Here is a 25,396-nt window from a genome sequence, read left to right on the forward strand (position 1 = left end):
CCATCAATAGATCTATGTGATGTGATATGTAATTTCTCTTGAATTTCTTTTGTACTAAATCCTCTTTGATACAAATCTACTGCTTCTAATTTTGTTTTTAGTAAATATTTAGACATAAGAAAACCCCGAATTGGAATCTTTGTCCAATTCTAGGGGTTAACTTCAAGTATCTAGGACGGTTTTTGATTTGCTCATTTATCATGATGCTTGTCAATAAAAACCGTTTCTGTTGAAACAGTTTTTGTGTGAGCAAGATATGATTGTTCAAGGCAGTTTAAGCTTAGTGCGTAAAATTAACTGCATATTTTTAAATTAGCTCCAGCTTTGCAATTTAAAAATGCCTTATATACTTTAGCGCTATGAATTCTGCTCTATAATACTTAATTGCACCATAAAAGCATTCATGCTAAAATACAGGTGTAAGAAAAAGGAAGACTTACGCCAATAAGTCTTCCTCACGTAGAGCCGCCACAAAGGACGGTAGCTGCGCTTATATTAGTTTTACATTAAAACCGCCCAGCTAGTTTCTAGGACGGTTTTTTGATTTGCTCATTTATCATGATGCTTGTCAATAAACATTAACAAGGTCAAGATAAACATACCAAAGTTAAGCATTAAACTTAACGCTTCGGCAGTGCTCATCAACTGCTGCTCCTTTCTTTTGGGAGACTGAAGTATGAATCAAGATAGTTCATAGGCCTCACTTCCTTCATGAAAGCGGCAGCTACCGTCCTTTTAACTTTTCTACGCTAATTAAATTATAACAAACTAATCTCAAATATTAACCAGATTTTAGAAAAATTACCTATAATCGTATATACCAAGCCATTGAAATGGCTTGGTTTTTATTTTGAAGGTTATTTCAGTAGTTACAATACTTATATTGTTTGCGCCAAATGCTAATTATGATAGACTTCAATTTTATCTTGTTTAGATAATTTAGACATAAAAATACCCCCAAATTTGGGGCACTTCATTACTAAGTCTCGTCTATTTTCTGCTTTTACAAATAATTGACCTGATTCTAAAACTATCAGCAAAAAGTATTACTTTAAAGCGAATTATATATTTTTATTCCATCAAATAATCTAAAATGCGAAACATTGCCCTTTTATTTTCTTTAGGGAAAGGATGATCAATAACCTGCTTAGCTGTTTGTTTAAACATCGACCCAGAAAGATATTGAGAATCGTTAACCACAATCTCTTTGATATTATCTTTTTCTGGTTCTAAGTGAAACTGCATACCTACAGCTTGCTTACCCAGAACAAAACCTTGATTTTGTAAATTAGCATTAGAAAATAAAACGTCAGCCTCTTTTGGAATGTCAAACATTTCTTCATGCCAATGCAGTACTTCTAAACTTTCAGGTAAGCCGGTAATTAATTTGGATTGCAATTTGACTGGCCCCCAGCCTACTTCCTTAATCGGCGCCTTTTTAACCTGATAGCCTAAAGTTTTAACAATTTGTTGGGCGCCAAAGCATACTCCCAAAATAGGCTTTCCCTCCTAAAATAGCTGCTTAATTAACTGGCGCTCCTGCTTAATCCATGGCAGATCGTCATTTGGACTCATTGGACTACCTAAGACAACTAGTAAATCTGTTGTGGCAGCAACGGGCAAAATGCCAAACTGATAGAGATGATATACATAAAAATCATGCTGATGCAGGTCGGCCCATTCCTGAATTGAACCGGGGCCTTCGTTTGGCGTATGTTGTAAAACGTTAATTCTCATCGTTTTGCTCCTTTTAAAATAATTTAGCATCATAATGTTTTCAATAAAATATTCAAATAATAATTTAATATTATTATAATTTAATGATAAAATGAAGTTTAATTTAATTAAAGCTTTTTATATTCCAATGTACCAGGAGAATGCAATGTCTTTCAAAACTTTTTTTAAAACACTACCTAAGTCATTATTATTGGGAATTCTAATTGCAACTATAATTTATTCTTTTGATGGCGTGGTTTTATCTTCAGTAGTTTCAAATGTGACGCTTTTCAACCGCCATACACCCGCTATAAAAGCAGTGTTGTATATCATTAGCAGTTTGCTGGCTCTGGGATTAGTTTATTTCGCCATGACCCTAAAGCAAATCTGGATCAATCAGGCAATCAAATTAATGAATATCAAAATAAAAGACAGCTTTGTTTACGGTCAGATAGTTAACCCAGACTTTGCAGCAGTTGCTTCAGATAATGTTTCAAAAATTTTTAATGACTTCAAGTTGATTGAAACTAATTATTTTAAAAATTTTTTTGAATTGTGTGGTGCTATTTTGATGGCTGTAATATCCAGCTTTTATATTCTTTGGCTTAATTTTACAATAGGGATTTTATTCATTTTGTTTTCACTGCTGCCAATGCTTTCATCCAAAATTTTTGGCAAAGTATTAAGTGATTCCTCTGAAACTTGGCAAAAAAGCAGCAGCACTTATTTAGGCAAAGTAACCGACTTGTTTAACGGTATCCGCACAATCAAAACGTATTTAGCCGAAAAAACAATGTTTAAGGATACCGAAAACTACTTGCAGCAAACAGAAAATTCATATAAAAAGATGAATGACTATCAAGCTTGGGCCATTTTTCTCAGTGCCATTCTTTCTGCATTGAGTTTTATTCTTCCTCTTGGTGCAGGTTTGTTTTTTGTCATCAATGGTCAGGCTGAACCAGCAGCTATTATCGCCATTTTCTTAGCCAGTGACCGTGTCGTTGGACCCCTGAGAAATGCCGCACAATGTCTAAACGAGATGAAGACAACAGAAAATATTCGTAAAAGTCTCAAACTGTATTCGCTTGAATTTGCAGAAAACAAGAATAGTCACCTTAATTCTCCTGATATCAAGATAGATGATGTCAGTTTTGCTTACAATGACAAAAAGGTGATTTTGACAAATTTAAGTTTAACAATTCCATTCAGAACCAAAATTTTAATTACTGGTAAATCTGGTGCAGGCAAATCAACAATCTTCAACTTAATAGAAGGCTTCATCAAACCTACAAGCGGACAAATTTTTCTTCAAGATGGTTCTCAAGTAGTTAAAAATGTCGCTGGTTCTGGTGAACTTGCTTATATTGCTCAGAGTCCATTCATGTTCAATGACACTTTGCGTCTTAATCTGACTCTAGGTAAAGAGTTTTCGGATGAAGAATGCTTGAAAGCACTAAAAGCAGTCGGTTTATTAGCAGAACTAGGTGATAATTGTCTGGACAAAAAGTACGGTGAAAATGGTGCAAATCTGTCAGGTGGACAAAAGCAAAGAATTGAAATTGCTCGTGCACTGATTTACCGTAAAAAGATTATTTTAGTAGATGAGGCCACCTCGGCTTTAGACAACGAAACAGGTAAAAAAGCGCAACAAGTAATAAACAGGTTGAACTGCACTGTGTTGGAAATTGCTCACCATTACGATGAGCAAATATTTAAAGACAATAACTTTAAACATTACGAGTTAAAAGATAACACTCTTTTGGAACAGAATAACTAAACTCAACACATATTTTTTATTATTCAACTACATAATGTCCTAATAGGTAGTAGTTACAAAAAGATTACTTTTTATTATGTAACCTTATTAAATTTAATTTTGGAGGGTATCAAATCATGCTGAAGTATAAACTCAATCCGAAAATCGCCTTATTTTTAATGGGTATTTTACAATTTTTAATTGGCATTCTTTTTATTTATTATGACAAAGGTAAAATAGCTACATATACATACTTTTTCTTTGGTGTAATATTAGTGCTAGGCGCTATTTTCATTAAAACTACCCACCCTGTAAAAATTATTCAAAAGGCTAATCTGGATGGCTGAGAAAAGTTTTTCAAGTGCTTATCTTTAGCAACTTTGGCATTTTCGCTTCTAGTATTAATTTTTGATAGGACTAATCTGACTTCGTATATTCCGCAGATTGATGCATACTTATTTCTTATCCTATTTTAACCTGCCGGTTTTAGGGAAAGTAGACCAATGTTCATTTTTAATATTGGAAGATGTTTACCCAACGTCAATCGCAATTATTGTGCTGAATTAAAAAAGTACCTGAAAATTAAAACAAATTTTGAGATGCGTTACTTTTCGATTTAGTAAAAATAAAGCAGACTAAAATGCAAACCAGTACGATCAAAGATAGGAATACTAACATATTGTAATTTAGTTTTAGACCTGCCAATGCCGCTAACTTTTTGTTTTTAAAACCTGTTTGCGCCAAAGTTATTAACGAAGCTGCTAGTGCTGTGCCTATCGCCCCAGAATATGACTGGGCAGTCATAAAAATGACATTTCCATCATTTTTGACATCAGTCGGAATATGGGATAAACAAAAAGTCATGATATTACCGTAGCTAAATCCCAAGCCAAACATAAAGCTGATATAAATAAAGGCCATGTTGGTAATATTTGGGTTTAAAAAATTAGCAATTATAAAAGTGAGAAGAATTATTACTACTCCAAGTATTATAGGTAATTTTTGATTAACCTTATCATAAATTATTCCAGCAAACGCTGAAACAACCGCATCTGTAATAGCAGCAGGTAAAACCAGCAAACCAGCTGTGGCCGTTGTTTGTGCAAAAGCTGTCTGTAACACGTTGGGTATCAAAAATGACATGCTCAGTGACATTAATTGCAACAGAAAAAATGCCAGCAAAAAGAAAGTAAACTGCCAGTTTTTAAATAAACTAACTTTTAAAACTGCATGCTGACTATGCTTTTCAACCAAAATAAAGAAGAATCCAGTAATAATAGTGATTAATGCCAGTATTAATTGCAGGTAAATATTATTGCCACTGGTAAAACCCAAAAGTACAAATAAAGCGGACAGGAGAAACGCAATTAAAAGTAAACCGCCCTGAAAATCGAATGGAATTTTTTCAGTTTTAGTAGTTTGAGTGATACTAAACTCGCCTAATACCCAGATCAATATAATTACTGGGATAATAAACAAAAATAAATTCTGCCACTGAAATAGTTTTAGAACTATTCCACCGTATACTGGACCAACTGCAGGAGCAAAAGCAATAACAAGAGTACCGAGCCCCATAAACATGCCAACTTGCTTTTGAGGTGATTCTCTTAAGATTATTGAAAACATTAGTGGCAAACCAATGCCGGCAGCAACTCCTTGTAAAAGACGCCCAAATAGCAATAAAGTGAAACTTGATGAAATACCTGCTAAAAAAGTACCCAGCAAAAAGCATAAAACAGCTATTCTAAATAAAGAAACAGCTTTGAATCTCTTTTGTAAATAGGAACCAAAAGGAATAATGATCGTAGATACCAACATATAGCCTGTTGTTAGCCACTGAACCGTTCTGGCAGAAATATTAAATTCAGTCATTAATTGGGGAAAAGCAATATTGAGTGCAGTTTCTATCACAATTCCCAAAAAACTAAGTATTCCCACTGAAAGTATTGAACCAATTAGCTTACTATTTTTTACCATTAAAATTCTCAATTCCTTTTGTCATTATTTTTTAGATACAATATCTAATTAAATAAGTATATTACAGTAATATATTGTACCAGTTAAGAAAAATCAATTGAGTAAATTATTGTTTTATAATACAAAATTTTGTCAACTAGCATAAAAAGCAAGGAATAATTTTTTAATTATACTTTAGCCAGATCAATAACCATAAATTGGAGTTACAAATTATCATGGAAAAAACAAAACAAGAAAATTTAATGAAGCTTTTCAAAAGCACTCTAAAAAATTTAGAAACAGAATACACTGCTAGAGTAGATGATTATGATGATAACATTTACTTATCAGTTTTTACGAAAGAGGATTTCCGCAGGGCTTTAGGACTACTTGGAGCAATAGGTGCCTTTTTTAGTACCTCGTATTTACCTGAGCCTGAATTAGAGTTTCAAATTTGTATTAGAAACTACGGATTGGATTTAAGTGATCTGGTAAAAATGTTGCCTAAATCTTAATAATTCGCAACCTGTCATTTATAGATATATGAAGTAACCTACATTTTTATAGGGTTAGCTTAATCAAAACATGCAATACTTTTTATTTTCCAATTCCAAAAAGAATTGGATTTTTTTTGCATATAAATCCCAACAGGTTTATTTTTGATACTTGCAACATAATAGCCACATTCTTCAGTTCCACCTTGAAACTTGCTAATTTTCTGGCAGCGATCACTAGTTTTAAGAGAATGTAAAAATTTCGCTGTTTTTCTATTAATTGCTACTTGGTTAATTTCTCGGGTATCGTGTTTTCTTATTATTTGATTAACCTGATATTGTGCTACATCAGGTACATAGTCATTTGACGCCCAATAGCAAAATAAAAAAAGACCTGCAGCAACAATACATGCAAATATACCAAATTTCACTTTTCTAGTCATTATTGCCACCTCATTTGCAATATTGAACAAATAATAGTTCATTTTATTAAAAAAGCAATTTGCTTGTTTTATTAAACTATAAAATTCATCAATTTTTGTTCTTAACCTATCAGCTAAATGATCAGCTTCGATTCTTTTGAAGCAAACTTACTTGTTTTAAAGCTTCGGTTTTATATTTCTGACAAACAGCAATCCTGACTTTATTCACAAGCAATTTATCATATTGACCCAACTCTTTAATTAGGGGTTTTAGTTTAATTAAATTAACTACTGCCAAGTCAAATTTTTGTGCCAACATTTCAGTCATTACCTGATTAACTAATGTATTTACTTTTGAAGACTTATTTAAGGGTAATATTTATCGATTGCTTGAATAATTTTGGCAACAATTTTATTTGCAGTTTCGTAATCATACGATCAAAGACGCTAACTTTTGTTGTGTTATCCTTCGTTATATTCTTAATTTCCTAATCGTCCGACCAAACTTGTTCATGTAAAAACCTATTTAAAAACCTCGCTTAAATGATATTATGAAACTAAGAACTCATTAGAGGTTAATTTTTAAATGAATCCTCAAACACTATAGAAAATATTTAGATGTATATTACTCTTTTTTAATGCCAATTTAAAATCAAATTCGATATTGCTAAAAGACACGCATCGCAGAAATTAATTAGTAATAAGCTTTCATAATTACATAATACTAGGATTATAAAAGTAAGGAGGTTGAAGATAATGTTTCCACCATTTGTAACCACAATACTGAAAATTCTGCAATTCATGCTAATTATACTAGTAATTATTAGCGCAATATATGTAAAAAAACACGAAAAAGAAGTCTTTAGCAGGCCTCGGACTCATCCCAAAAGCTTTGATATGTGTTTAACCCTTGGTGTTATACTTGTTCCCTGGGTTCCGGTACTTTGGTACATAATTTTTCCGCTTAAAGCTAATGTTTCAATTTATATTCAAAGAATAGTAGATGTATGGCCAATAATTGCACTATGCGTTTTCTGGACAGTAATTCTGCTTTTGGCAACATACTATGACCTAAAGCTACGTAAAAAATATGGTGGTGATCCGTAAAATTCATTAACCGTTCAATTTAAAATACTTCCAGTATTAAATTATTCTCTACTGGAAGTATTTTTTTAGTTACAAAAATCATAACTCATATTATTAATTCAAAATGACTAAATAGCAGAGCTCTTCGTTTAAATAACTAGCGACTTAAATACATACCTACAAAATTATTTTCAACAATTTTCCAACATCAAAAGCAAAGCACAGTTGAAAGAACATGATATCTTGTTTAGACTCATAGTAGCGGTTTAGTTAAAATTACATATATATGATAAAAGATACAGAATACCAATTCGATTTTGACAGAGCTATTTTTGGATAAGAGGTTTAAATGTGCTGCGAAAAATAAAAATCTTACTTTACTTGCTAATTACAATTGCTACTATCGCGCTGTTCACTAACATTTTTCATTCCTATGATGACAGTTCTTTACCTGATAATCCCACCATTGTGGAAATTTATGGTTCAAAAAAACTTAATAATTCGCAAATTAGGAAATGGCAAAAAACGGATAGTAAAGAATGGAACAAAAAATACAATAAAAAAAGGTTTTTTATCATATTACAAAAGTTTGCTCATTCTAAGAATATTTCTTTAGTTAAGCTAAGAATTAATAATTTTAATGGCCATCAAAGTAAAATAGTTTATAGTTTTGGCAATGATAATAAAGATTACTCACTTTATAAAGATAAATCTGTTAAAAAATTATCAAATAAAAAGCTACAATTAGAAGATCTTTACGGAGTATATTGCACTAATGCCAAAAATGAAGCTTTGGGTGATTTGCTTTCATCACTCCATTCATACCAATTAAAAGTACGAACTGAAGACAACTCCCTATCATTTAATTATATTTTGCATTTACTTCTAACGGAATTAAGTAGTACCAATGTAGTCATATTTTTGGGTGTTATCAGCATTTTGTTCATTGTAATGGTGCTCGAAAAATTATACCGTTTCAAAGCGTATGGCATAATGAAAATTAACGGCTTAAATAACTGGCAGCTTTTTATGAACGACTTAAAAAGAGAAGCACCTTTATTAGTTGCAGCTCTCGGCTTAATTGTAATATTCATAGTCGCTTGGGGATCTTATTCATTTACTGCTAAAGGTTGGACAACTTTTTTACCCTACATACTACTCGTATTATTGCTTTTATTTTTAAGTTTCTTCTTCTTAAACGCCTTATCCTATCTGGTACTGGTGTTATTAAAGCCATATGCCGCAATCAAGGGCGAAGAACATTCGGGAGCGTTTTTATTAATAGGCTATCTTTTAAAAATAGTGCTGCTAGCCTTAATAATGCTTAACGCGATAGCTTTATATAAAAATTACCAAATTTATACAAGAGACACGAGTATCATCAAAAAGCTTTCTGCTAAAGAAAATGGCTATTCACTGGATCTTAGTTGGCATACTTCGGACAAGGCTGAAGATATGAAAGTAGCGCGAAAGGTTCATAAATTGGTGGTCGAGTCTCCGCAAGCAATCGTTGCAAAAAATTCACAGGTATTCAGACCAGCAATGCGGGATGTTCAGCCTGAAAATGGCAATGTGATTACTGCCAATAAAAGCTTCCTGGCAAAGAGTGGCCTCACTTCTAAACATATTAAAGTTTCTGAAAATAATGTCTTGCTCTTAGTACCAAAGAATCGCTTAGACCAACTGGAAGAAGCTAAGAAGGAGTTGAAGAGCTTCCTTAAGTTTCAAAATAAGTTACCTAACCGCTATCGCAAGCAAAAAAAGATGCCATCGATTCAAGTCATCCCAATTGCAAGTGACCAAAAAGTCCTTAATTATACCGTTAATGACGAGATACTATCGTCTATTTCATTTAATCCGCTAATTATCGTGGTGAATGATAAGTCGTTATCGGATGATTTCTATTTGTCAACTAACAGTCAAGGAATGATCCGCTTTCCCGATCTTAAAGCCCTGCAAAGATTAGTGAAGCGTTTAGGTTTAACCCCTTATACTGTTGGAATTACCAGCCAGCAGGCATTGCTTTCGGATTATGTCGCAAAAGCAAATAAGGAGCTGCTCCTGTTAACCATTACGACAATCATATCACTGCTGCAATTAATTTTTATTATCTTGTTTGTCAGCTCAACCTTCTTGCAAAGCCAGAGGCATAAAATGGCGGTTTATCAGGTATTCGGAAAATCTAACGCTAAACTAATTTGCACGTTTTTAATTGTTAATTTGGGGTTTGATTTCTTAATGATTAGCTTGGTTTTAGCTAAAAGAGGATATTTAAACTTAATACCGCTCACTTTAGGTTACCTTTTAATAGAAGCAGTTATTATTTTATTAACTTATATTCACGCACAGCACAATTTATTAATTACCCTTAATCACGGAAATTAGGAGCGAAAAATTGATTAAAGTAGAACATCTTACTAAAAAGTTTCAAGAAAAAGTTATCTTCGAAGATATTAATTGCACTTTAGAAACAGGTAAAACATATGCTATTGTGGGCAAAAGTGGTGCTGGTAAAACAACTTTTCTTAATATTTTAAGCGGACTTGAGCAACCTTCATCCGGAAAAGTAGTAATTTCTGACTTAACTGTTAATGGTAAAAATCGCAAAAAACTATATCGCACAACTTTTGGCTTTATTTTTCAAAATTTTGGGTTAATTGACACGGAGACCGTCAAGCAAAACCTAGAATTAGGCTTAGTTAATCAGAAATTAACTAAAGGACAAAAAAGCAAACGAATGCAGTCAGCTTTAAAGCAAGTGGGTCTGGAAAAAATGCCGTTTAATCAAAAAGTATATACTCTCAGCGGAGGTGAACAGCAACGGATAGCGCTAGCCCGCATACTTTTAAAAACTCCTAAAGTGATATTCGCGGATGAACCAACCGGTTCGCTAGATTCAGAAAATAGCCAAGTAGTGCTAAAAACCTTGTTAAATAATTTTGATCCCGCTGCCACAATTGTGATAGCAACTCATGATCCGAGTGTTTGGCAAGGATGTGATTACCTAATTAAAATTGCAGATAAAAAGATTAAAATAATTCCCAACTGATAACATCCCTAAAATTAAGATTAAACACAAAGAACTAACACACGATTTATTAGCAAGTTAGTTCTTTTAATTTTATTGCAAATTCTAATTCAAACTATGATAATAACTTTTCGGGTCAATTGTTTTTAACTTAAAAAGCTCTAAGCTAACTGTAGCTTGGAGTCAAAATATTAGCAAAAGAGTTTCAAAAAAGTCCCCAAGCTATTTTTATAATCAAAATTTTTATCATATATCACTGTGTTTGCTTTTAATAACTAATCGTTCAAAGCAATTTTTCTGAATATAAAATATATTGCTGCTAGTATACATACCTGAACTACCCCAAGAATAATGCTGACACTGTTTAAAGCAGTGAAATTCTTAAATAGCAAGTACGATACAACTGGTGGTATAACAATAATTGCAATTGCTACCCCAGCAAAAATCTTGTTAAGAGCTTGCAGTTGTTCTCTTCCTGTATATTCCATTCCCGCAAATAATATAAGAAGTAAAATCATAATCCACAACATATTTTCACCTCATAATAACTCTATCGTTTATTTTGCTGAACGATAATCCCTAATAATATAAAATAAACCTAACAGAATAAACAAAACAATTCTAGAGTATTAAGATAGTAAAATTTTAAACTAATTTGATATTTATTATTTCTATTACGCAAATTAAATATAAAATAGAATAAAATCATTATTTAGGAGTCCAAATTGTTCATAGACACTAAGAAACTGCAAAAAGCAGTTATAGAAAATAAGAAAAAACACGGTTTCAATACTACAGATATTGATTTTGAATTATTGCGATTACATGGAGAAGCTAATGAGTTATTTGAAGCCTGGCGCAAGAATAATAAGAAAAATATCAATGAAGAATTAGCCGATGTGGGGATATTCTTACTAGGCATTGCAGAAATGCTGGACAGTGATTTGGGTGAAGACATTGTTAATAAAATGAAAATAAATGAAAAAAGAATATACAAAAATGGCGTTAAACGCAGTCCTGCTGATACAGATAAATAGACCGATAGCTTTGGTTTAATAACAGCATGGTCAAGCTATCAGACAGTTATTCAATTTTTACAAAAGCCTAGTAATAGACAGATATTTTCGACTTGCATAGGTTTAGTTTTGCTTTTTATGGCTTTAGTGGGACTTATAGGTAAACCGAGAAGTGGTTTAGGTCTTGTTTCTATGGAAGCTGGTCTGGTATTCCTACTATTTCCCGAATAAAACGCATAAAATACCTATTTTTAAAAGTGCAGTCTAGAAGAATTACTTCTTATAGACCAACAAAAAGACATTGAGTTTAATGCTCAACGCCTTTTTCATATACATTTCTTCTCAGTCTTGATACTGTTTTTGCATCTTAAATGGATCACAAAGTACGAAGTATGTATAAAATTTGTGGGTCTGCCCTTCCTCAATAAGATTAATGATCTTATTTTTCAATTTTTATTTTACTTATATTTCCAATAGCACTTTAGTTTTATGATATGAAAAAATGTAAATTACACCATACGCAAATATAAGTAATAAAAAAGTTATGATAATTGGTTCTGCCACCATTTGTAATGTACCTAAAAATTTTATTACGTCATTGGTTAAAAACATGTATCTGAAACCTAAAAATGCAACTAGGCCATTAAGGCTTCCCATTATTATAGGTGGTAAGAATATCAATAAATTATTAGCAGTTGCTATCTTTTTTTGCTGCATCTTATTGTATCCAATATTATCCAAGAGCTTAAATTCATCAGTTACATTTAAAGTTTCCATAAGTATGGTGAAATAAAGTATACAACCAACAAAGACAAAAAATAGTACGGCAATAAAGGCATCCATTAGCAATGATGCACTATTATATGAAACTACATCTTTATTAGTTTTGTAAGCACTTAAAAAATCAACTTTTAGTTTCTTAATCTTTTTATATAATTCTTCATTCTCACGCAAGTTAGAGCCATTAATCGCATAGACTGTTTTATTTGGACTATGCCTACTTATCTCCTTAAACTGCTTATCATTAACAGCTATGTATGCGTAGTTTCCTTTCGCATATATAGGCCAGATGTTTGCTTCTTTCAAACTGATTCGTTGGCTATTGATATGGACAGTACCACGAGAACCTCTTATCGGATATAAGGTGAAAAGGTAAGATGTCTTTCGAGAAACTTTAATATTATTACGTAATTTGTTATTTTGCTGTTGCAGCAATTCCATAAAATTACTTTCACTAATAATTTTACATTTCTTAGTGGTTGTAGTTTTACTTAATTGAATTGGGCGGTTTGATGTGGCACTGGCTACTTCTATAGCCTTATATTTTCCGTTGTACTGTCTAGCAATTTGTTTCACTTGACTAGTTTGATAAGGGCTAAGCTTTTGATCAATCTCAATAGCTGAAGGAACAGTTTTTATTAATGAAGCCGTTTGGTAATTTATGAGCAGGAAAAAAGATCCAGTAAGAGCAACAATGGCCGAAATAACTAAGGACAGTACAATTAATAAATTTGATTTAGTTTTTAACTTAAACAGTGATTCTGGTAAAAAGATATTATTCGTAGGTCGATACAACTGATGATGGTTATTGATTTTCCGATTAATAAAATAAGCCAAGGTACTCTTTATAATTAAAAAGGTACCTAATATTACCAGCACCAATGTAATCAACGCCAATGGTGCAAAACCAATTTTAGACCATAAAGATTGACTTTGTTTTGCAGTGTTTAAAACTAATATATATGCTACTAATAGAGATAGAATTCCTAAATAGGCTGTCCAAGACTTGATTTTGATTACTTTTTCACTGGCTTGATTTAAATTTGAAATATTTACTAGAGACAATCGTTTAATCAGATGTTGGTTATCAAAGAAGATAATCAATATCATAAACACAGAAAGCACAAGTGTAATTATGAATGGAGTTATTGTGAGTTGTGTTAAATATGGTATATCAAGTTTTAGAGTTGCTATTAAAAAAGCTTTTATTAAACTATAAAGCAAAATGCTAAGAACCATCCCAGCTAAGCAAGAAGTTCCAATAATTATAGTATTTTCTGCCGTTAAAATGGATATAATATTTTTTCTTGACATACCCAGCATTGAGTAAATTCCTAGCTCTTCAGCACGCTGTTTTAAGAAAAAACGGTTAAAGTAAATAATAAAGAAGATTGTAAACAAGGTAAATAATACCGAAGTAACATAAGACATGAACTCTACTTTGGCTGAACCTGATAAAGAATCTGCAATTACATGGTCCTTAGCGAAAATTTGCAGAGTATTGAATAATGCTAAAACTATTGAGAGGGAAACAAAATAATTTTTATATAGGCCAAAGCTGTTCTTGATATTATTTTTAGCTATTACTTTGTAATTCATAATTAATCTCACCTCTTAGGCTTCTACTTTAGCTAATTTCCTTGCTAGCTCCTGTTGAAACGCATCATTGCTATCTTTTTTAACAATTTGGTCAACAATTTTTCCATCTTTTAGAAAAATAACTTTATTAGCGTAACTAGCTGCTAAGCTATCATGAGTAACCATTAAGATAGAAGTATGAAACTTTTGATTCACTTTTGCTAAGTATTCCATAATTAATTTTGCTGCTTTTGAATCCAATGCTCCCGTTGGTTCATCAGCTAATAATAGTGCGGGATTTTTAATGATGGCTCTAATAATTGCTACACGCTGTTTTTGACCACCCGATAAAGTAACGGGGTATTTATCAAGTTGATTACTTAATCTAAAATATTCAGCTAATTTATCAATCTTTTGATCTATTTCTTGGTCATCCTTACCCAGCAATGACATAGGGACAGCAATATTTTGCCTTACCGTTAAGCTTTTTAATAAACGATAGTTTTGAAAAACAAAGCCCAGTTTTTTCTTACGAAAATTGGCAGCTTCATCATCGGATAATTTTGAAATTTCATGACCGTCAACATAAATTTTGCCACCAGAAGCTGTGTCTAAAGTCGAAATCATATTAAGCAGAGTAGTTTTCCCTGAACCAGAAGCACCCATGATTGCCACAAATTCGCCAAAGTTAATTCCAAAGCTAATACCAGCTATTGCATGATATTGTTTTTCATAAATTTTGGTAACATTACTTACTTGCAAAATTTCAGTCATAATCTAGTCTCACTTTCTGTTACCTTTTTCTATATACATATTAAATTAGATCTATTGAAAAACTATGTCAACTAGCATAGTGAAATGAATGATAAAATTTTAAATTAGTTTAAGGTACATGATAAATATTTTATAAAAACTTTACTTTGTTTCAGTGAAAGTTTAAATAAAAAGGCTCAAAATTAATTTGATGAATGTATCGAAATTGAGTGAATTTTGGGATATATTAAGACTAAATTTATCGACAAGCATTCACAGCAATACAAATAAAAATGCACCCAATAGCTGATTTTTACTATTAGGTGCATTTAAATTATCTAGTTCTCTTAAAATTATTTATTTGGCCGTCTTTGGCTTAGCATTTTGTTGTGCTTCTTCTGCTGTATTAATTGGGCTTAATTTAACACCAGCAATAAATCTAACATCACTTGCTTTTACATAGCCGTCACCAACATCAATTGAATCTGGTCCTCCACCACCTGGAAGGTCAGTGGCATAAAACTTATGACCTTTTAAATGGTAAAACAGTTCTGCTTTATTTTCAGCTGGTACCCAAATGTAAAGCAATTTATCTACCTTTAAATTTCCGCCTTGTTTTCTGATTCTTTGTCCTTTATGGTCTTGCTTGGTGCCATCGGCATTATAAACATCTGTATCTTGATAAAATCTAATATAGGAATAGTGCTCATAATTATAGTTATGAGAAGGCAGATCTTTCTTAACTTTAACGTCTAAGCAATAGAGCCAATTATTCGTTCCTTTAATACGATAAATAACTGCATTTGGTATAGCTAATTGGCTAATTTCTTCAGCATATCCTTGTTCTTCAGCACGATCGACTACGAAGGTAGTGCCTTTTTTTGCCTTTTTAGTAGTTTTGAGACCATTATTGATCTCATAAATTGGAGCACCACCATCTCTTGTTACTGTTGCGATCGTTTCTTCGGTGTTTGAAGCGGTGATTTTGCCCAAGTTGCTGGCTCTTACATATTGCTTTGCGGGACCACCAATGCGGTAATAGCGCAGACCGTTCTTAAACTTGACGGTGCCACCATAAGTTGTAATAGAAGCTCCCTTTCGAATTAAGCGGTAGTTAGCCCTGCGTGAGCTGGTAGCGTAAACATAGGAATTATGCTTAACTGCACGTTTAACACCGTCAATGTTATTAGCTTTGATAAATTGTTTTTTACCGCTAATTCTATAATATGGTGCGTATGGCTCAAAATCTAAGATAACAGGTTTTTTATCAACTTCAATTCGGCGAAAAGCTGGATACTTAGCATCTGCCTTTTGTCCGTTCTCATCATATGCTTGTGACGTATACATAACGGTTCTTATAGTGCTGGGAATCTTTGCTTGAACAGTATGGATCTGCTGATTAAATGTCAAAACGGCAGTTAGTCCTAAAAAGCCAGCTGCTAAATAATGAGTAAGTTTCTTATTCATGTATTTTAACCTCTCTTCTTCAAAAAATGCTATCTCTATTTTTGATTCTCTAATTTCTGCAATAAAAACAAGAATTATATAATTTCATTCTGTGCTTTTCTTAACGATTAATGAAGTTAAAAAATGATGGACTTAATTAGCCAAATATCTTAATACAAATAGGAAATAAGTATGTTATGACTTTAACTAATTCCCTGCTCTTTTCTTAGCAGCTTCAATTACTTCTTTGGTCGTTTTTTGCTTAGCAGCTTGACTTGCTTCTTCAGCTGTGTTGATCGGGCTTAGTTTTACGCCGTCAATAAATCTAACATCACTCGCTTTGACATAGCTATCACCAAAATCTACTTCACTACCGCCACTTCCATCTGGCTTATTAGTAGCATAAAACCAATGACCCTTCATATGATAAAACAGTTCGGCTTTATTTTCGGCTGGCACCCAAATATAAAGCAATTTATCTACCTTTATATTACCGCCTTGTTTCCTAATTCTTTGTCCATTAATATCTTTCTTGGTGCCATCGGCATTATAGACGTCTGTATCTTGATAAAATCTAATATAAGAATAATGCTCAGAGTTATAAAAATGATGCGGAAGCTCTTTTTTAACTTTAACGTCTAGGCAATTGAGCCAATTATTCGTCCCTTTAATACGATAAATAACTGCATTTGGTATAGCCATATTGGTTATATCGTCGGCATATCCTTCTTCTTGAGCACAGTCGACTATGAAAGTAGTACCTTTTTTAGCCTTTTTAGTAGTTTTGAGACCATTATTGATCTCATAAATTGGAGTCCCACCGTCTTTTGTTACTGTTGCAATAGTTTCTTCCGTGTTTGAAGCAGTGATTTTGCCCAAGTTGCCGGCTCTCACATATTGTTTTGCAGGACCACCAATGCGGTAATAGCGCAAACCATTCTTAAACTTGATGGTACCACCATAAGTTGTAATGGAAGTTCCTTTTCTAATTAAACGATAGTCAGCCCTGCGTGAACTGGTAGCATAAACATAGGAATTATGCTTAACTTCACGTTTAACGCCGTCAATGTTATTAGCTTTGATATATTGCTTTTTACCACTAATTTTATAGTATGGTGCGTATGGTTCGAAATCTAGGATTAACGGCTTTTTATCAACTTCAATTCGGCGAAAAGCTGGATATTTAGCATCTACCTTTTGTCCGTTCTCATCATATGCTTGTGATGTATACATAACGGTTCTTATGGTGCTGGGAACCTTTGCTTGAACAGTATGGACTTGATGATTAAATGTTAAAACGGCAGTTAGTCCTAAAAAGCCAGCTGCTAAATAATGAACAAGTTTTTTATTCATATTTTAACCTCTCTTCTTTAAAAATTACTATCTTTTGCCATTGCTTTTATTTTGGGAACAAAAGCGCAAAACGAGACAATAGTAAAAGACAACTAATATAATAACTATTACTAATCATGTACCCCTTTTTATAATTATTGAAGATAAAAAATGATGAATTTAATTAAGGAAATATCTTAATATATAGGAAGATACTTAATTTTAAACTTTCTTCGTTGAATTTATACGTATTTATACGTATAATAAGAAACATGGAAGGTTTACTTTATGACGAAGACGCCAAGAGAAATTATCAAGATTTTAAAAAAGCAAGGCTTTGTGAAAAAGTCTCAAAACGGTTCCCATCTAAAAATGTATAACCCCATTACAAATGTTACTATTCCTGTTCCCATTCATCCGAAAGAAATGAAAAAAGGACTAGAACAGAGAATTCTAAAAGAAGCTGGATTAAAATAAATTTTTCAGCTAATTTTTACATGTTAGGAGGAATTAATATGTCTAAGCTTTTAGTATACCCTGTTGTACTACACCCTGAAGACACTGGCTATACTGTCGAAGTTCCAGATATTACAGGTGGTTTTACTCAGGGTGAAGATTTAACTAATGCTTTGGAAATGGCTTCTGATATGATTGGATTAATGTTAGAAGACACAACTAATTATCCTAAACCATCTAAGTTAGAAAGTATCCATGTTGCTGACAATGATATTAAAACTATTGTGGCCATTGATATGGATGATTATAGACGCAATAATCCCAAGACAATCCGCAAAACAGTAACTGTACCAGAATATCTGGTAAAAATGGGCAAAGAGAAAAATTTAAATTTTTCTGCTGTACTAACTAAAGCCTTAAAAGCAGAATTAAATTTATAACTAGAAAAAATAAGTCCTGGAAGTTAAGCAACTTTCGGGACCTTTTTACAGTTTTCTGGACTAATCGCTAAATAGCATAATACAAAATAATGCGCCTAATAGCTAATTTTTACTATTAGGTGCATTTAAATTGTGAATTCTTTCTTGACCGTTTTTGCTCAGCAGTTATAAACATATTTATGCTGTACTACTGAACTGCTTAACCAAAAATTCTAAAAGTTAGCCTTCTTCACGTAGCGGTTCAGTCCGATGATGTAGTAATAACGACCTTTCCGCTTTACTGCACCACCATATGTTCTAACTTTGCGTCCGCGTTTCAGACTGGCATGTCTTATTTTCTTTACTTTTTGATTATAGATGAGTGCATTATGCTTTAACTTACGCTTTTGACCTGTAATATTAGTGGCCTTCACAAACGTATTATTATCTAAAAGATAATACTTCTGACCGTTTATGGTTTCGGTATCATAGGTAGTAATCATCTGGCCTGACATAAGTTCGCCTGTTACCCGCTTACCGTTAATATCATAGAGATACGAATTATGCATTACCATTCTTTCAATCCCTTTAAGGTAAGTATAAGTTACAGTCTGAGGCTGGTAGCTGAAGAAGCCTGTCGCATTATAAGGTCTTGCCTTTAATAAATAACCAGCAAATTTCAGTTCTTGGGTAACGTAGCCATCACCAACATTACCACTCAAGATTTTATCAGGTGTTAGTTTAAGGCCATTTTTATCTTCATAATGGACTCTGACCTCAGCTCCTGCAATCGGCTCTACAGTACCAGATGAATGGCTTGGTGGGGTTGGCGTTGGCGTCGGCGTTGGTGTTGGCGTCGGCGGTGTTGGCGGATTGACTGGTGGCTTAGGCTCATCAAAGTGTGTACCCTCGCGAACATAAGTATCGGCATCTTTAGTTGGATCATAATTTGTCATTAACTCTTTTGAACTCCACCTATTCTTGCCTTTAGGCTCATTAAGTGTACCACTAGCAACATTGCGCCAAGTACCATCAGTATTTAATCCAGTACCATTGACAATATTATCTTTACCTAGCTTTAACAAGTTTAGACTCTGCAAATCATTTAGCATATCGGCAATGTATGTAATTTTACTCATATCAAAACCGCTAATGTCAAGTTTCTTTAACTTAAAATCATACTGAAACATCTCTTTCATATTAAAAACATTCGCGGTATTAAATTTACTGAGATCAAGCTCTGTAATATGCTCGCAGTCCATAAACATGTTATTCATTACAGTTACTTTATCAGTATTAAAGTTGCTAACATCAATTTTTGTTAAGCTTTGGCAGGCCCCAAACATATATGACATAGTCTTAACGTTAGCAGTTGAAAAGCCGCTAACATCTAGGTCTGTTAGGGAAAGGCAATTGTTAAACATCCCGTTCATATCAGTGACATTATCAGTTTTGAAATCTTTACCAAACTTAATACTTTTTAGTGACCAGCAATTCTGGAACATAGTACTGGTATTAGTCACCTTACTAGTTTTAAAGTTGCTTAAATCAATTGCATTTAAACTTCTGCATTCTTCAAACATGCCACTTAATTCCGAAACATTTTCGGTATTAAAGGAACTGACATCAATATTTTTAAGACTTTCGCAACCATAAAACATGCTTGACATTGTGGTAACATTGGCAGTATTAAAGTTTTTTAGATTAACATCGCTTAGATAAATACATGTTGAAAACATGCTTGTCATATCAGTAATTTTACTAGTATTAAGCTTGTCCAAGCCGTCTATATTAGTTATATTACTAAAGCCTTTAAATAGATACCTGACTGACCCGCTAAGTGCCAAGGGACCCTGAATAACAATATGGTTAACATTTACAGGATCAAGCCCTACATTATATAAAGCATTTGCCAGCGGTTTCGGATCTTCAACAACTGTGGAGCTACCAGGAATAGTTAACGTTTTACTGGACGAACCATAGCTAAGTGACAGATCACTATCGCCCCATGGAACTGTCCGAGTTCCTCTTGTTGCAATTTTCGCTTTTTTTACTGAATTTGCAGGAGGTGAAGCCGATGCAAATATTGTTTGCGGTTTAATAATACTTAAACCTACCACAGTCATAGCAATAGTAGCTAAGTACGTTGTAAGTTTAATGCTAAAATGGTGTTTATTCATTATTTGCCTCCTTTAAGCAATATACTTCTACTTAACCAAAGTGTAGCATAAATAACGTTTGATATAAAAACATATGTTTTTATATCAAACGTTATTTATTATTACTTTTTATATACAAAAATACTAATATTATATAGCATTAAATTAATTATACAGATATATACCAACAACATAAAAGAAGCTTAATAATGAATTTTCGTCTCGAACTTTTACCATAAAGTGACATGCTTTTTCTAATGACTGCTAAAGAAAATCATACACCACTTATGCGGTAATCAAAGAGATAGTATCGGAGTAATTCCAACGGAATACTTAGAAATCTTCTATCGCAAAATTAAATAAAGTGAACATACTGCATTTGGCTATGCCAATTTAAACAATCTGTTAACTAAAATCAGATTTTCAGAAAATAAGGCAAAATAAAAAGAATCAAGCAGTTAATAAAATACTTGATTCTTTTTATATATATATCAACTATATCAACGACAATGAACAATTATTTATTTAATTGACAGCTTTAATTTTGCCAGTTGTCGAACACTTTTATAATTAAGCAAGTTAAACCCACAGTTAAAATTAACGGAATAACCATTTCCCAAGCCGTCAGGTTTTGTACTTGACTGCTAATAGTAGATTCCCAAAATGTTATTAATCTTATTTGCCACGCCCAAGGAATCACAGGCCAGATAAAATCAAAAAGACTGGTAATGCTTAAGCCTGAGATTACGACACCAAAGAAGCCCAGAATCATAGCACCACCAACATTAAACTTTAAGGCTATCCATTGGGCTAATTCATATTGAATAAGACCGAAAAGTGCAAAAATAAAACTGGTTAGTAAAATTTTATTAAAGGATATATTTATCTGAAAGGCAAACCTTAAAATAAAGAAATAAATCAAACTCATTCCGATAATTTCAAGGAAATATAATAGCCAATAATATAATAGTTGCAGCTCAATAGTTAAGCCTTTTTTGCCAGGATTAGCTAACCAATTTTTACAATGACCAGCTTTTTCTTCGCGATCGAAAACTAAGCTGATGACAATGCTAATAACTAGCGGAGAAATAAGTGCCAGCAATTCGTAAAAAGTTATTATCATAACGGATGAGTTTACAATGTTTTTTCTTGTACCATAATAAAGTCCCATTAATAATGGATAAACAATTAAAGTTAACAAATGTAAACATAATAAAAAACTCCGCTTAAGTTTAACGTTTTCTGACCGAAAAATATTTTTAAGCATTTTTGATTACCTGCTTCTTAAATGATCTCGCAGCCAGATAGCTGAACAAAACGAAAAGCAGAATAGCTGCTGCTAAAATCCAATAATTATTTGAACCTGCCACATTATGACTTAGAGGTAATCCGTTAATATTCATTTTTATCAAGGGTACTGGGAAAAGCTCAGACCAAGTAAATGGCCAAATTTTGCCAAGGAAATAACTATTTACTTCTATGCCGCTAAAAATTCCGGCAAAAGCCAATACAATAGTTACATACATATTAGTAAGGCGACTAAGCCAAAGATATAAAGGAATTTGCCAAAGATTGACTAACCAAATACCGAAAATTGCCAAAAAACATGAAATTAACGAGACACTAATTTCAGAAATGAAATAAAGCAAGCTTACAAAAAGGGCTAAAAATAAAGAAGAAACTAATGTTAAAAGTGCAACGTGTAGAATTCTACCTAATTCATAATCAAATAAATTGTAAGGTGAGCTCAAAATCAACTTATAGTTCGTACTTTTTTTCTCATGTCGATCAATTAGCCCAACAATCAAAGCAAGAAATAAGGGAAACCAAATGGTACTCCACTGATTAATGACACTTTGAATAGCATAACCAGTAGTGGCAAAAAGCACTGTTACCACAATTATTACTAAAAGAGGATAAAGCCACAATAACTGTCTGACTAAAGTTCTTTTTGTTTTTATTACTTCAATAGATAATGAGTTAAGCATTCGTTACACCGGCATTCATTAAAGTATCATTAAATAATTGTTCCAAATTTTCTGTATGATCTATAGTTTTTTCAAGTAAAAGCCGGCCTTTACCGATAATGCCAATCTTATCGGCTAAACGCTCGACCTCAGAAAGCATATGACTAGAAATGATAATAGTAATGCCTTCTTTCTTAAAATTAGAAATCAAATACCGCAATTGCTGAATTCCCAAGGGATCAAGTCCATTTGTCGGTTCATCCAAAATTAACAACTTGGGTTGGCCAACAAGAGCTAAGCCAATTCCAAGGCGCTCTTTCATTCCCAGAGAAAAATTTTTAGTCAGTTTTTTACCCGTATCACTAATGCCTACTTTTTCCAGAATAGCTGGTATTTCGCTTTCTTCGACTCCTCTTAAACGACAAACTACCTGGAGATTTTCAGCAGCCGTTAAATTACCATAAAGAGGTGCGTTTTCAATCAAAGAACCAATAGCAGATAAATCCGCTCTAGACCAATCGTGACCAGCAAACGTAATGGCACCACTTGTAGCGGGTATGATTCCCGTTAAAATCTTCATTAAGGTAGTCTTACCTGCACCATTGGGGCCTAGTAAACAATAGACCTGATTTTCTGGAACATGTAAGCTTATTTGATTGAGTACAACTTGATCTTTAAACTTTTTTGTTAGTTTATTTGTTACTATTAAATCAGACATGTTTTCCTCTTTTATAATAATTTTTATTGTTAAAATATACTCAAATAGTTTTTTAAAAACCTATGTAAAAGCTATTTAACAATATTAAACTTTATTCACCCAACATAATGAAAATGATTATATTATATATCAAAAACTGCGTCAATATAATTTGTAATAAGTAGCTATCCAAAAAGCAATTTGCTCTAAACAAAAAGCTTAATAATCCGGCTCTATAATTTATCCTGTTAACAGGTTTTTATTGCATAAAAAGAAGGACATATTTCTCTTGCTTTTGCAATAAAATACCAAACTTAGTTTTTTATAGCAGGTGTGAATTATGTCCCTTTTTGCTGATTATATTAAGTTTGCTCTTGATACTAAATGTTAGCTGGCGCAATCCGACTTGATAGGAAAATATTACTGTATTTACCAGCCTTCTATGCTTAAAGCGTAATTAACAGGTTAACACCGGAGTAATTCCAACGGATACTTAGAAGGCTTCAATCGCAAAATCAGATAAATTGAGCGCACTGCATTTGGCTACACCAATTTCGAAAATCTTCTGATGAGGATCAGATTTGAAGAAAACAATAAAAATATATTGAGCTAACTTTATTCAGACTCTTGAGTTTACATATTTAACTTAGTAATAGCTGATTCTGCTTGAGCTTGGATTTCGACTTCAGCTTTTGTGTTGCTTGGCTTTAATTTGATACCATAACCATATTTAACATCACTAGCTCTAACATAGGCATCTCCCAGCTCCATTTTTTCGCTTTTATTGGAATAAATCTGATGAATGGTCAGATTGTAAAACAATTCTGCCTTTTGATCAGCTGGCACCCAAAGATATAGTAATTTTTCAACTCTTAAGTAATTGACCTTTTTAGAAATCTTTTGCCCATCATGGTCTTGCATGCTGCCATCTGCATTATAAACATCAATATCTTTATAGAGACTAACATAACTGAAATTTTCTGCATTATAGTCATGGACTGGCAATTTCTTTTTAGCTTTAACATTTGAAAACCATAACCAATGATCTGTTCCCTTAATACGGTAAATTTTAGGCTCAGGCACGAACTGCCCTCTTTGATTCATAATATATGCAGCGGGTGATCCAGTTTCTAAACGATCTACTTTAAATTTAGTACCAGCTTTCGCAATTTTTACTTTTTTAGTACCATAAATCGCTGTACCTAACTGTGCAATTGCCGTCACAGTAGTTTCTTCAGTTGGTGAGCCAATTACTGCTCCAACATTACCAGCCTTTAGGTATTGCTTTATCGGGCCCCCTATTCGGTAGTAGCGTTTACCGTTTTTAAAACGTAACGCACTCCCGTAGGTAATTATTGTTCGGCCCTTTCTGATTAAATTTAAACTGGCTTTACGAGTACTAGTGGCATAAACATAGGAATTATGTTTAACTTTGCGCTTAACCCCATCTATATTGGACGCTTTGAGGTAGCGATTTTTACCTTTAAGCTTGTAGTAAGGCTGTTTTTTAATTATTACCGGCTCATCTTCAACTTTGACAGTTGTAAAGGCACGGTATTTATTTTTAGTACGCTTGCCAGCTTCAGTATAAGCTACCGATTTATGCATAATAGTTTTGGTAAGAGTGTGATTAGCTGCTTGGACAGTTGGTGCTGCTTGACTAGTTATTGTAAAGATTATTGCTGTACTAAACAAGCCAGCGACCAGCAGAGCAGCTATTTTCTTTTTTAGTTTCATTTATAAACTCCTTTCTGACTTACTTTTAATATCTAACTCTTTCTCTCGCTAATCATGAAAAGTCAATAACATAATTTTAGCCTACTAGCCATACACTGAATAAATCAAAAAAGTACACGCAGCAGCGACAATCATATAAGAAATACGACAAATAATATATAATCTCCTTACTAATTTTGCCCGTTTTGCATTATAAATATAGGGAATACTTGTATAATGCTTTCTTGCTTTTTTAGTTAGATCTGCATTCATATACATTTCTGCTAACACAAGAACAATGAAAATCAAATTTCCTATAAATAGAATAACAACTTCTGATGTAAAAAAAGCCCAACTTAAAAACAGAACAATAGCCGCAATAAACCGGCTGGCATTTATCATTACCACTTCTCTCTCAATTCCAGGCTTTGCTACAAATTCTACTGTAGAAGCTGCGACTTCTTTTCGTGATTCCAAATTAAGCTTATGCCAAGCTTTTGACTTGAGATAAATCATATATAGCAATGTTATAACTGCAATAGTAACGAATATTAAAATAATAATTTCGTAAATCAAATCGCATATCAAGTCGTAATTCGTAGTATCCATAAAAAGCTCT

Annotated in this window: 23 protein-coding genes and 2 pseudogenes; 10 read left to right on the plus strand and 15 right to left on the minus strand. The window is 32.9% G+C overall.

Annotation, left to right across the window (positions count from 1 at the left end; translation table 11 throughout):
- Nucleotides 1-549: 549 nt before the first annotated feature.
- Both F5ESL0259_RS07760 and F5ESL0259_RS07765 read right to left on the minus strand, forming a co-directional pair.
- A complete protein-coding gene (locus tag F5ESL0259_RS07760) occupies nucleotides 550-642 on the minus strand; it encodes a putative holin-like toxin (RefSeq protein WP_081945322.1) in 93 nt (30 codons plus the stop codon).
- A 429-nt stretch (nucleotides 643-1,071) separates the two neighbouring features.
- A pseudogene (locus F5ESL0259_RS07765) lies at nucleotides 1,072-1,737 on the minus strand (type 1 glutamine amidotransferase).
- A gap of 145 nt (nucleotides 1,738-1,882) precedes the next feature.
- Between F5ESL0259_RS07765 and F5ESL0259_RS07770 the strand changes: the two are divergent.
- Both F5ESL0259_RS07770 and F5ESL0259_RS07775 read left to right on the plus strand, forming a co-directional pair.
- Nucleotides 1,883-3,493 carry an ABC transporter ATP-binding protein gene (locus tag F5ESL0259_RS07770; RefSeq protein WP_158596024.1) on the plus strand — a complete coding sequence of 537 codons (1,611 nt, stop codon included), beginning with the start codon at nucleotides 1,883-1,885 and terminating at the stop codon, nucleotides 3,491-3,493.
- A 116-nt stretch (nucleotides 3,494-3,609) separates the two neighbouring features.
- Nucleotides 3,610-3,819, plus strand: a complete 210-nt coding sequence (locus F5ESL0259_RS07775) for a hypothetical protein (RefSeq protein ID WP_122038062.1) — start codon at nucleotides 3,610-3,612, stop codon at nucleotides 3,817-3,819.
- A gap of 235 nt (nucleotides 3,820-4,054) precedes the next feature.
- Here F5ESL0259_RS07775 and F5ESL0259_RS07780 read toward each other — a convergent pair whose 3' ends face one another.
- Nucleotides 4,055-5,449 carry a DHA2 family efflux MFS transporter permease subunit gene (locus F5ESL0259_RS07780; protein ID WP_233558053.1) on the minus strand — a complete coding sequence of 465 codons (1,395 nt, stop codon included), beginning with the start codon at nucleotides 5,447-5,449 and terminating at the stop codon, nucleotides 4,055-4,057.
- Between the two features lie 215 nt (nucleotides 5,450-5,664).
- Between F5ESL0259_RS07780 and F5ESL0259_RS07785 the strand changes: the two genes are divergently transcribed.
- Complete coding sequence (locus tag F5ESL0259_RS07785) at nucleotides 5,665-5,943, plus strand: hypothetical protein (RefSeq protein ID WP_046325577.1); 279 nt, start codon at nucleotides 5,665-5,667, stop codon at nucleotides 5,941-5,943.
- A gap of 59 nt (nucleotides 5,944-6,002) precedes the next feature.
- Here the strand turns inward: F5ESL0259_RS07785 and F5ESL0259_RS07790 are convergent, their stop codons facing one another.
- Entirely contained in the window at nucleotides 6,003-6,365 is a 363-nt protein-coding gene (locus F5ESL0259_RS07790; protein WP_122038063.1) for a hypothetical protein, read from the minus strand.
- Nucleotides 6,366-7,100: 735 nt separating this feature from the next.
- Here F5ESL0259_RS07790 and F5ESL0259_RS07795 point away from each other — a divergent pair.
- From F5ESL0259_RS07795 to F5ESL0259_RS07805, 3 genes are all read left to right on the plus strand, one after another.
- On the plus strand, nucleotides 7,101-7,451 hold the full coding sequence (locus F5ESL0259_RS07795) for a hypothetical protein (RefSeq protein WP_122038064.1): 351 nt from the start codon (nucleotides 7,101-7,103) through the stop codon (nucleotides 7,449-7,451).
- Between the two features lie 330 nt (nucleotides 7,452-7,781).
- Complete coding sequence (locus tag F5ESL0259_RS07800) at nucleotides 7,782-9,815, plus strand: hypothetical protein (RefSeq protein WP_122038065.1); 2,034 nt, start codon at nucleotides 7,782-7,784, stop codon at nucleotides 9,813-9,815.
- A gap of 10 nt (nucleotides 9,816-9,825) precedes the next feature.
- The gene (locus tag F5ESL0259_RS07805) at nucleotides 9,826-10,479 is read left to right on the plus strand and encodes a putative bacteriocin export ABC transporter (RefSeq protein ID WP_122038066.1); all 654 of its coding nucleotides are present in this window, start codon (nucleotides 9,826-9,828) and stop codon (nucleotides 10,477-10,479) included.
- Nucleotides 10,480-10,733: 254 nt separating this feature from the next.
- Here the strand turns inward: F5ESL0259_RS07805 and F5ESL0259_RS07810 are convergent, their stop codons facing one another.
- The gene (locus tag F5ESL0259_RS07810; protein ID WP_045928685.1) at nucleotides 10,734-10,988 is read right to left on the minus strand and encodes a hypothetical protein; all 255 of its coding nucleotides are present in this window, start codon (nucleotides 10,986-10,988) and stop codon (nucleotides 10,734-10,736) included.
- A 195-nt stretch (nucleotides 10,989-11,183) separates the two neighbouring features.
- On the opposite strand from F5ESL0259_RS07810, the gene F5ESL0259_RS07815 reads away from it, so the two are divergent.
- Nucleotides 11,184-11,495 (plus strand): MazG nucleotide pyrophosphohydrolase domain-containing protein, encoded by a 312-nt coding sequence (locus F5ESL0259_RS07815; protein ID WP_122038067.1) that lies wholly within the window; start codon nucleotides 11,184-11,186, stop codon nucleotides 11,493-11,495.
- 441 nt (nucleotides 11,496-11,936) lie between these two features.
- Here F5ESL0259_RS07815 and F5ESL0259_RS07820 read toward each other — a convergent pair whose 3' ends face one another.
- The 4 genes from F5ESL0259_RS07820 to F5ESL0259_RS07835 all read right to left on the minus strand — a co-directional run bounded on the left by F5ESL0259_RS07820 (nucleotide 11,937) and on the right by F5ESL0259_RS07835 (nucleotide 17,384).
- Entirely contained in the window at nucleotides 11,937-13,853 is a 1,917-nt protein-coding gene (locus F5ESL0259_RS07820) for an FtsX-like permease family protein (protein ID WP_122038068.1), read from the minus strand.
- Nucleotides 13,854-13,868: 15 nt separating this feature from the next.
- Nucleotides 13,869-14,606, minus strand: coding sequence for an ABC transporter ATP-binding protein (locus tag F5ESL0259_RS07825; protein ID WP_122038069.1), 738 nt, complete (start codon nucleotides 14,604-14,606; stop codon nucleotides 13,869-13,871).
- A 336-nt stretch (nucleotides 14,607-14,942) separates the two neighbouring features.
- A complete protein-coding gene (locus F5ESL0259_RS07830) occupies nucleotides 14,943-16,052 on the minus strand; it encodes an SLAP domain-containing protein (RefSeq protein WP_122038070.1) in 1,110 nt (369 codons plus the stop codon).
- 186 nt (nucleotides 16,053-16,238) lie between these two features.
- Nucleotides 16,239-17,384 carry an SLAP domain-containing protein gene (locus F5ESL0259_RS07835; RefSeq protein ID WP_122038071.1) on the minus strand — a complete coding sequence of 382 codons (1,146 nt, stop codon included), beginning with the start codon at nucleotides 17,382-17,384 and terminating at the stop codon, nucleotides 16,239-16,241.
- Nucleotides 17,385-17,651: 267 nt separating this feature from the next.
- On the opposite strand from F5ESL0259_RS07835, the gene F5ESL0259_RS07840 reads away from it, so the two are divergent.
- Nucleotides 17,652-17,840, plus strand: a complete 189-nt coding sequence (locus tag F5ESL0259_RS07840) for a type II toxin-antitoxin system HicA family toxin (RefSeq protein WP_122038072.1) — start codon at nucleotides 17,652-17,654, stop codon at nucleotides 17,838-17,840.
- A 38-nt stretch (nucleotides 17,841-17,878) separates the two neighbouring features.
- The gene (locus tag F5ESL0259_RS07845) at nucleotides 17,879-18,259 is read left to right on the plus strand and encodes a type II toxin-antitoxin system HicB family antitoxin (protein ID WP_122038073.1); all 381 of its coding nucleotides are present in this window, start codon (nucleotides 17,879-17,881) and stop codon (nucleotides 18,257-18,259) included.
- A gap of 212 nt (nucleotides 18,260-18,471) precedes the next feature.
- Here the strand turns inward: F5ESL0259_RS07845 and F5ESL0259_RS07850 are convergent, their stop codons facing one another.
- From F5ESL0259_RS07850 to F5ESL0259_RS07865, 4 genes are all read right to left on the minus strand, one after another.
- Entirely contained in the window at nucleotides 18,472-20,418 is a 1,947-nt protein-coding gene (locus F5ESL0259_RS07850) for a BspA family leucine-rich repeat surface protein (RefSeq protein ID WP_122038074.1), read from the minus strand.
- A gap of 517 nt (nucleotides 20,419-20,935) precedes the next feature.
- Nucleotides 20,936-21,664 carry a lantibiotic ABC transporter permease gene (locus F5ESL0259_RS07855; RefSeq protein WP_122038075.1) on the minus strand — a complete coding sequence of 243 codons (729 nt, stop codon included), beginning with the start codon at nucleotides 21,662-21,664 and terminating at the stop codon, nucleotides 20,936-20,938.
- Complete coding sequence (locus F5ESL0259_RS07860; RefSeq protein WP_122038076.1) at nucleotides 21,657-22,385, minus strand: hypothetical protein; 729 nt, start codon at nucleotides 22,383-22,385, stop codon at nucleotides 21,657-21,659. The genes F5ESL0259_RS07855 and F5ESL0259_RS07860 overlap by 8 nt, the downstream gene beginning before the upstream one ends.
- Nucleotides 22,378-23,082, minus strand: coding sequence for a lantibiotic protection ABC transporter ATP-binding subunit (locus tag F5ESL0259_RS07865; RefSeq protein ID WP_122038077.1), 705 nt, complete (start codon nucleotides 23,080-23,082; stop codon nucleotides 22,378-22,380). Before F5ESL0259_RS07865 ends, F5ESL0259_RS07860 begins: the two co-directional genes overlap by 8 nt.
- A gap of 460 nt (nucleotides 23,083-23,542) precedes the next feature.
- Between F5ESL0259_RS07865 and F5ESL0259_RS07870 the strand changes: the two are divergent.
- A pseudogene (locus tag F5ESL0259_RS07870) lies at nucleotides 23,543-23,674 on the plus strand (transposase); the annotation flags it as partial.
- 20 nt (nucleotides 23,675-23,694) lie between these two features.
- Here F5ESL0259_RS07870 and F5ESL0259_RS07875 read toward each other — a convergent pair.
- Both F5ESL0259_RS07875 and F5ESL0259_RS07880 read right to left on the minus strand, forming a co-directional pair.
- Nucleotides 23,695-24,798, minus strand: a complete 1,104-nt coding sequence (locus F5ESL0259_RS07875; RefSeq protein ID WP_122038078.1) for an SLAP domain-containing protein — start codon at nucleotides 24,796-24,798, stop codon at nucleotides 23,695-23,697.
- Between the two features lie 84 nt (nucleotides 24,799-24,882).
- Nucleotides 24,883-25,386: a hypothetical protein gene (locus tag F5ESL0259_RS07880; protein WP_122038079.1), complete on the minus strand. Its 504-nt coding sequence runs from the start codon at nucleotides 25,384-25,386 to the stop codon at nucleotides 24,883-24,885.
- Nucleotides 25,387-25,396 lie beyond the last annotated feature (10 nt).

This window comes from Lactobacillus sp. ESL0259 (assembly GCF_003693045.1).
GTDB classification, from domain to species: domain Bacteria; phylum Bacillota; class Bacilli; order Lactobacillales; family Lactobacillaceae; genus Lactobacillus; species Lactobacillus melliventris.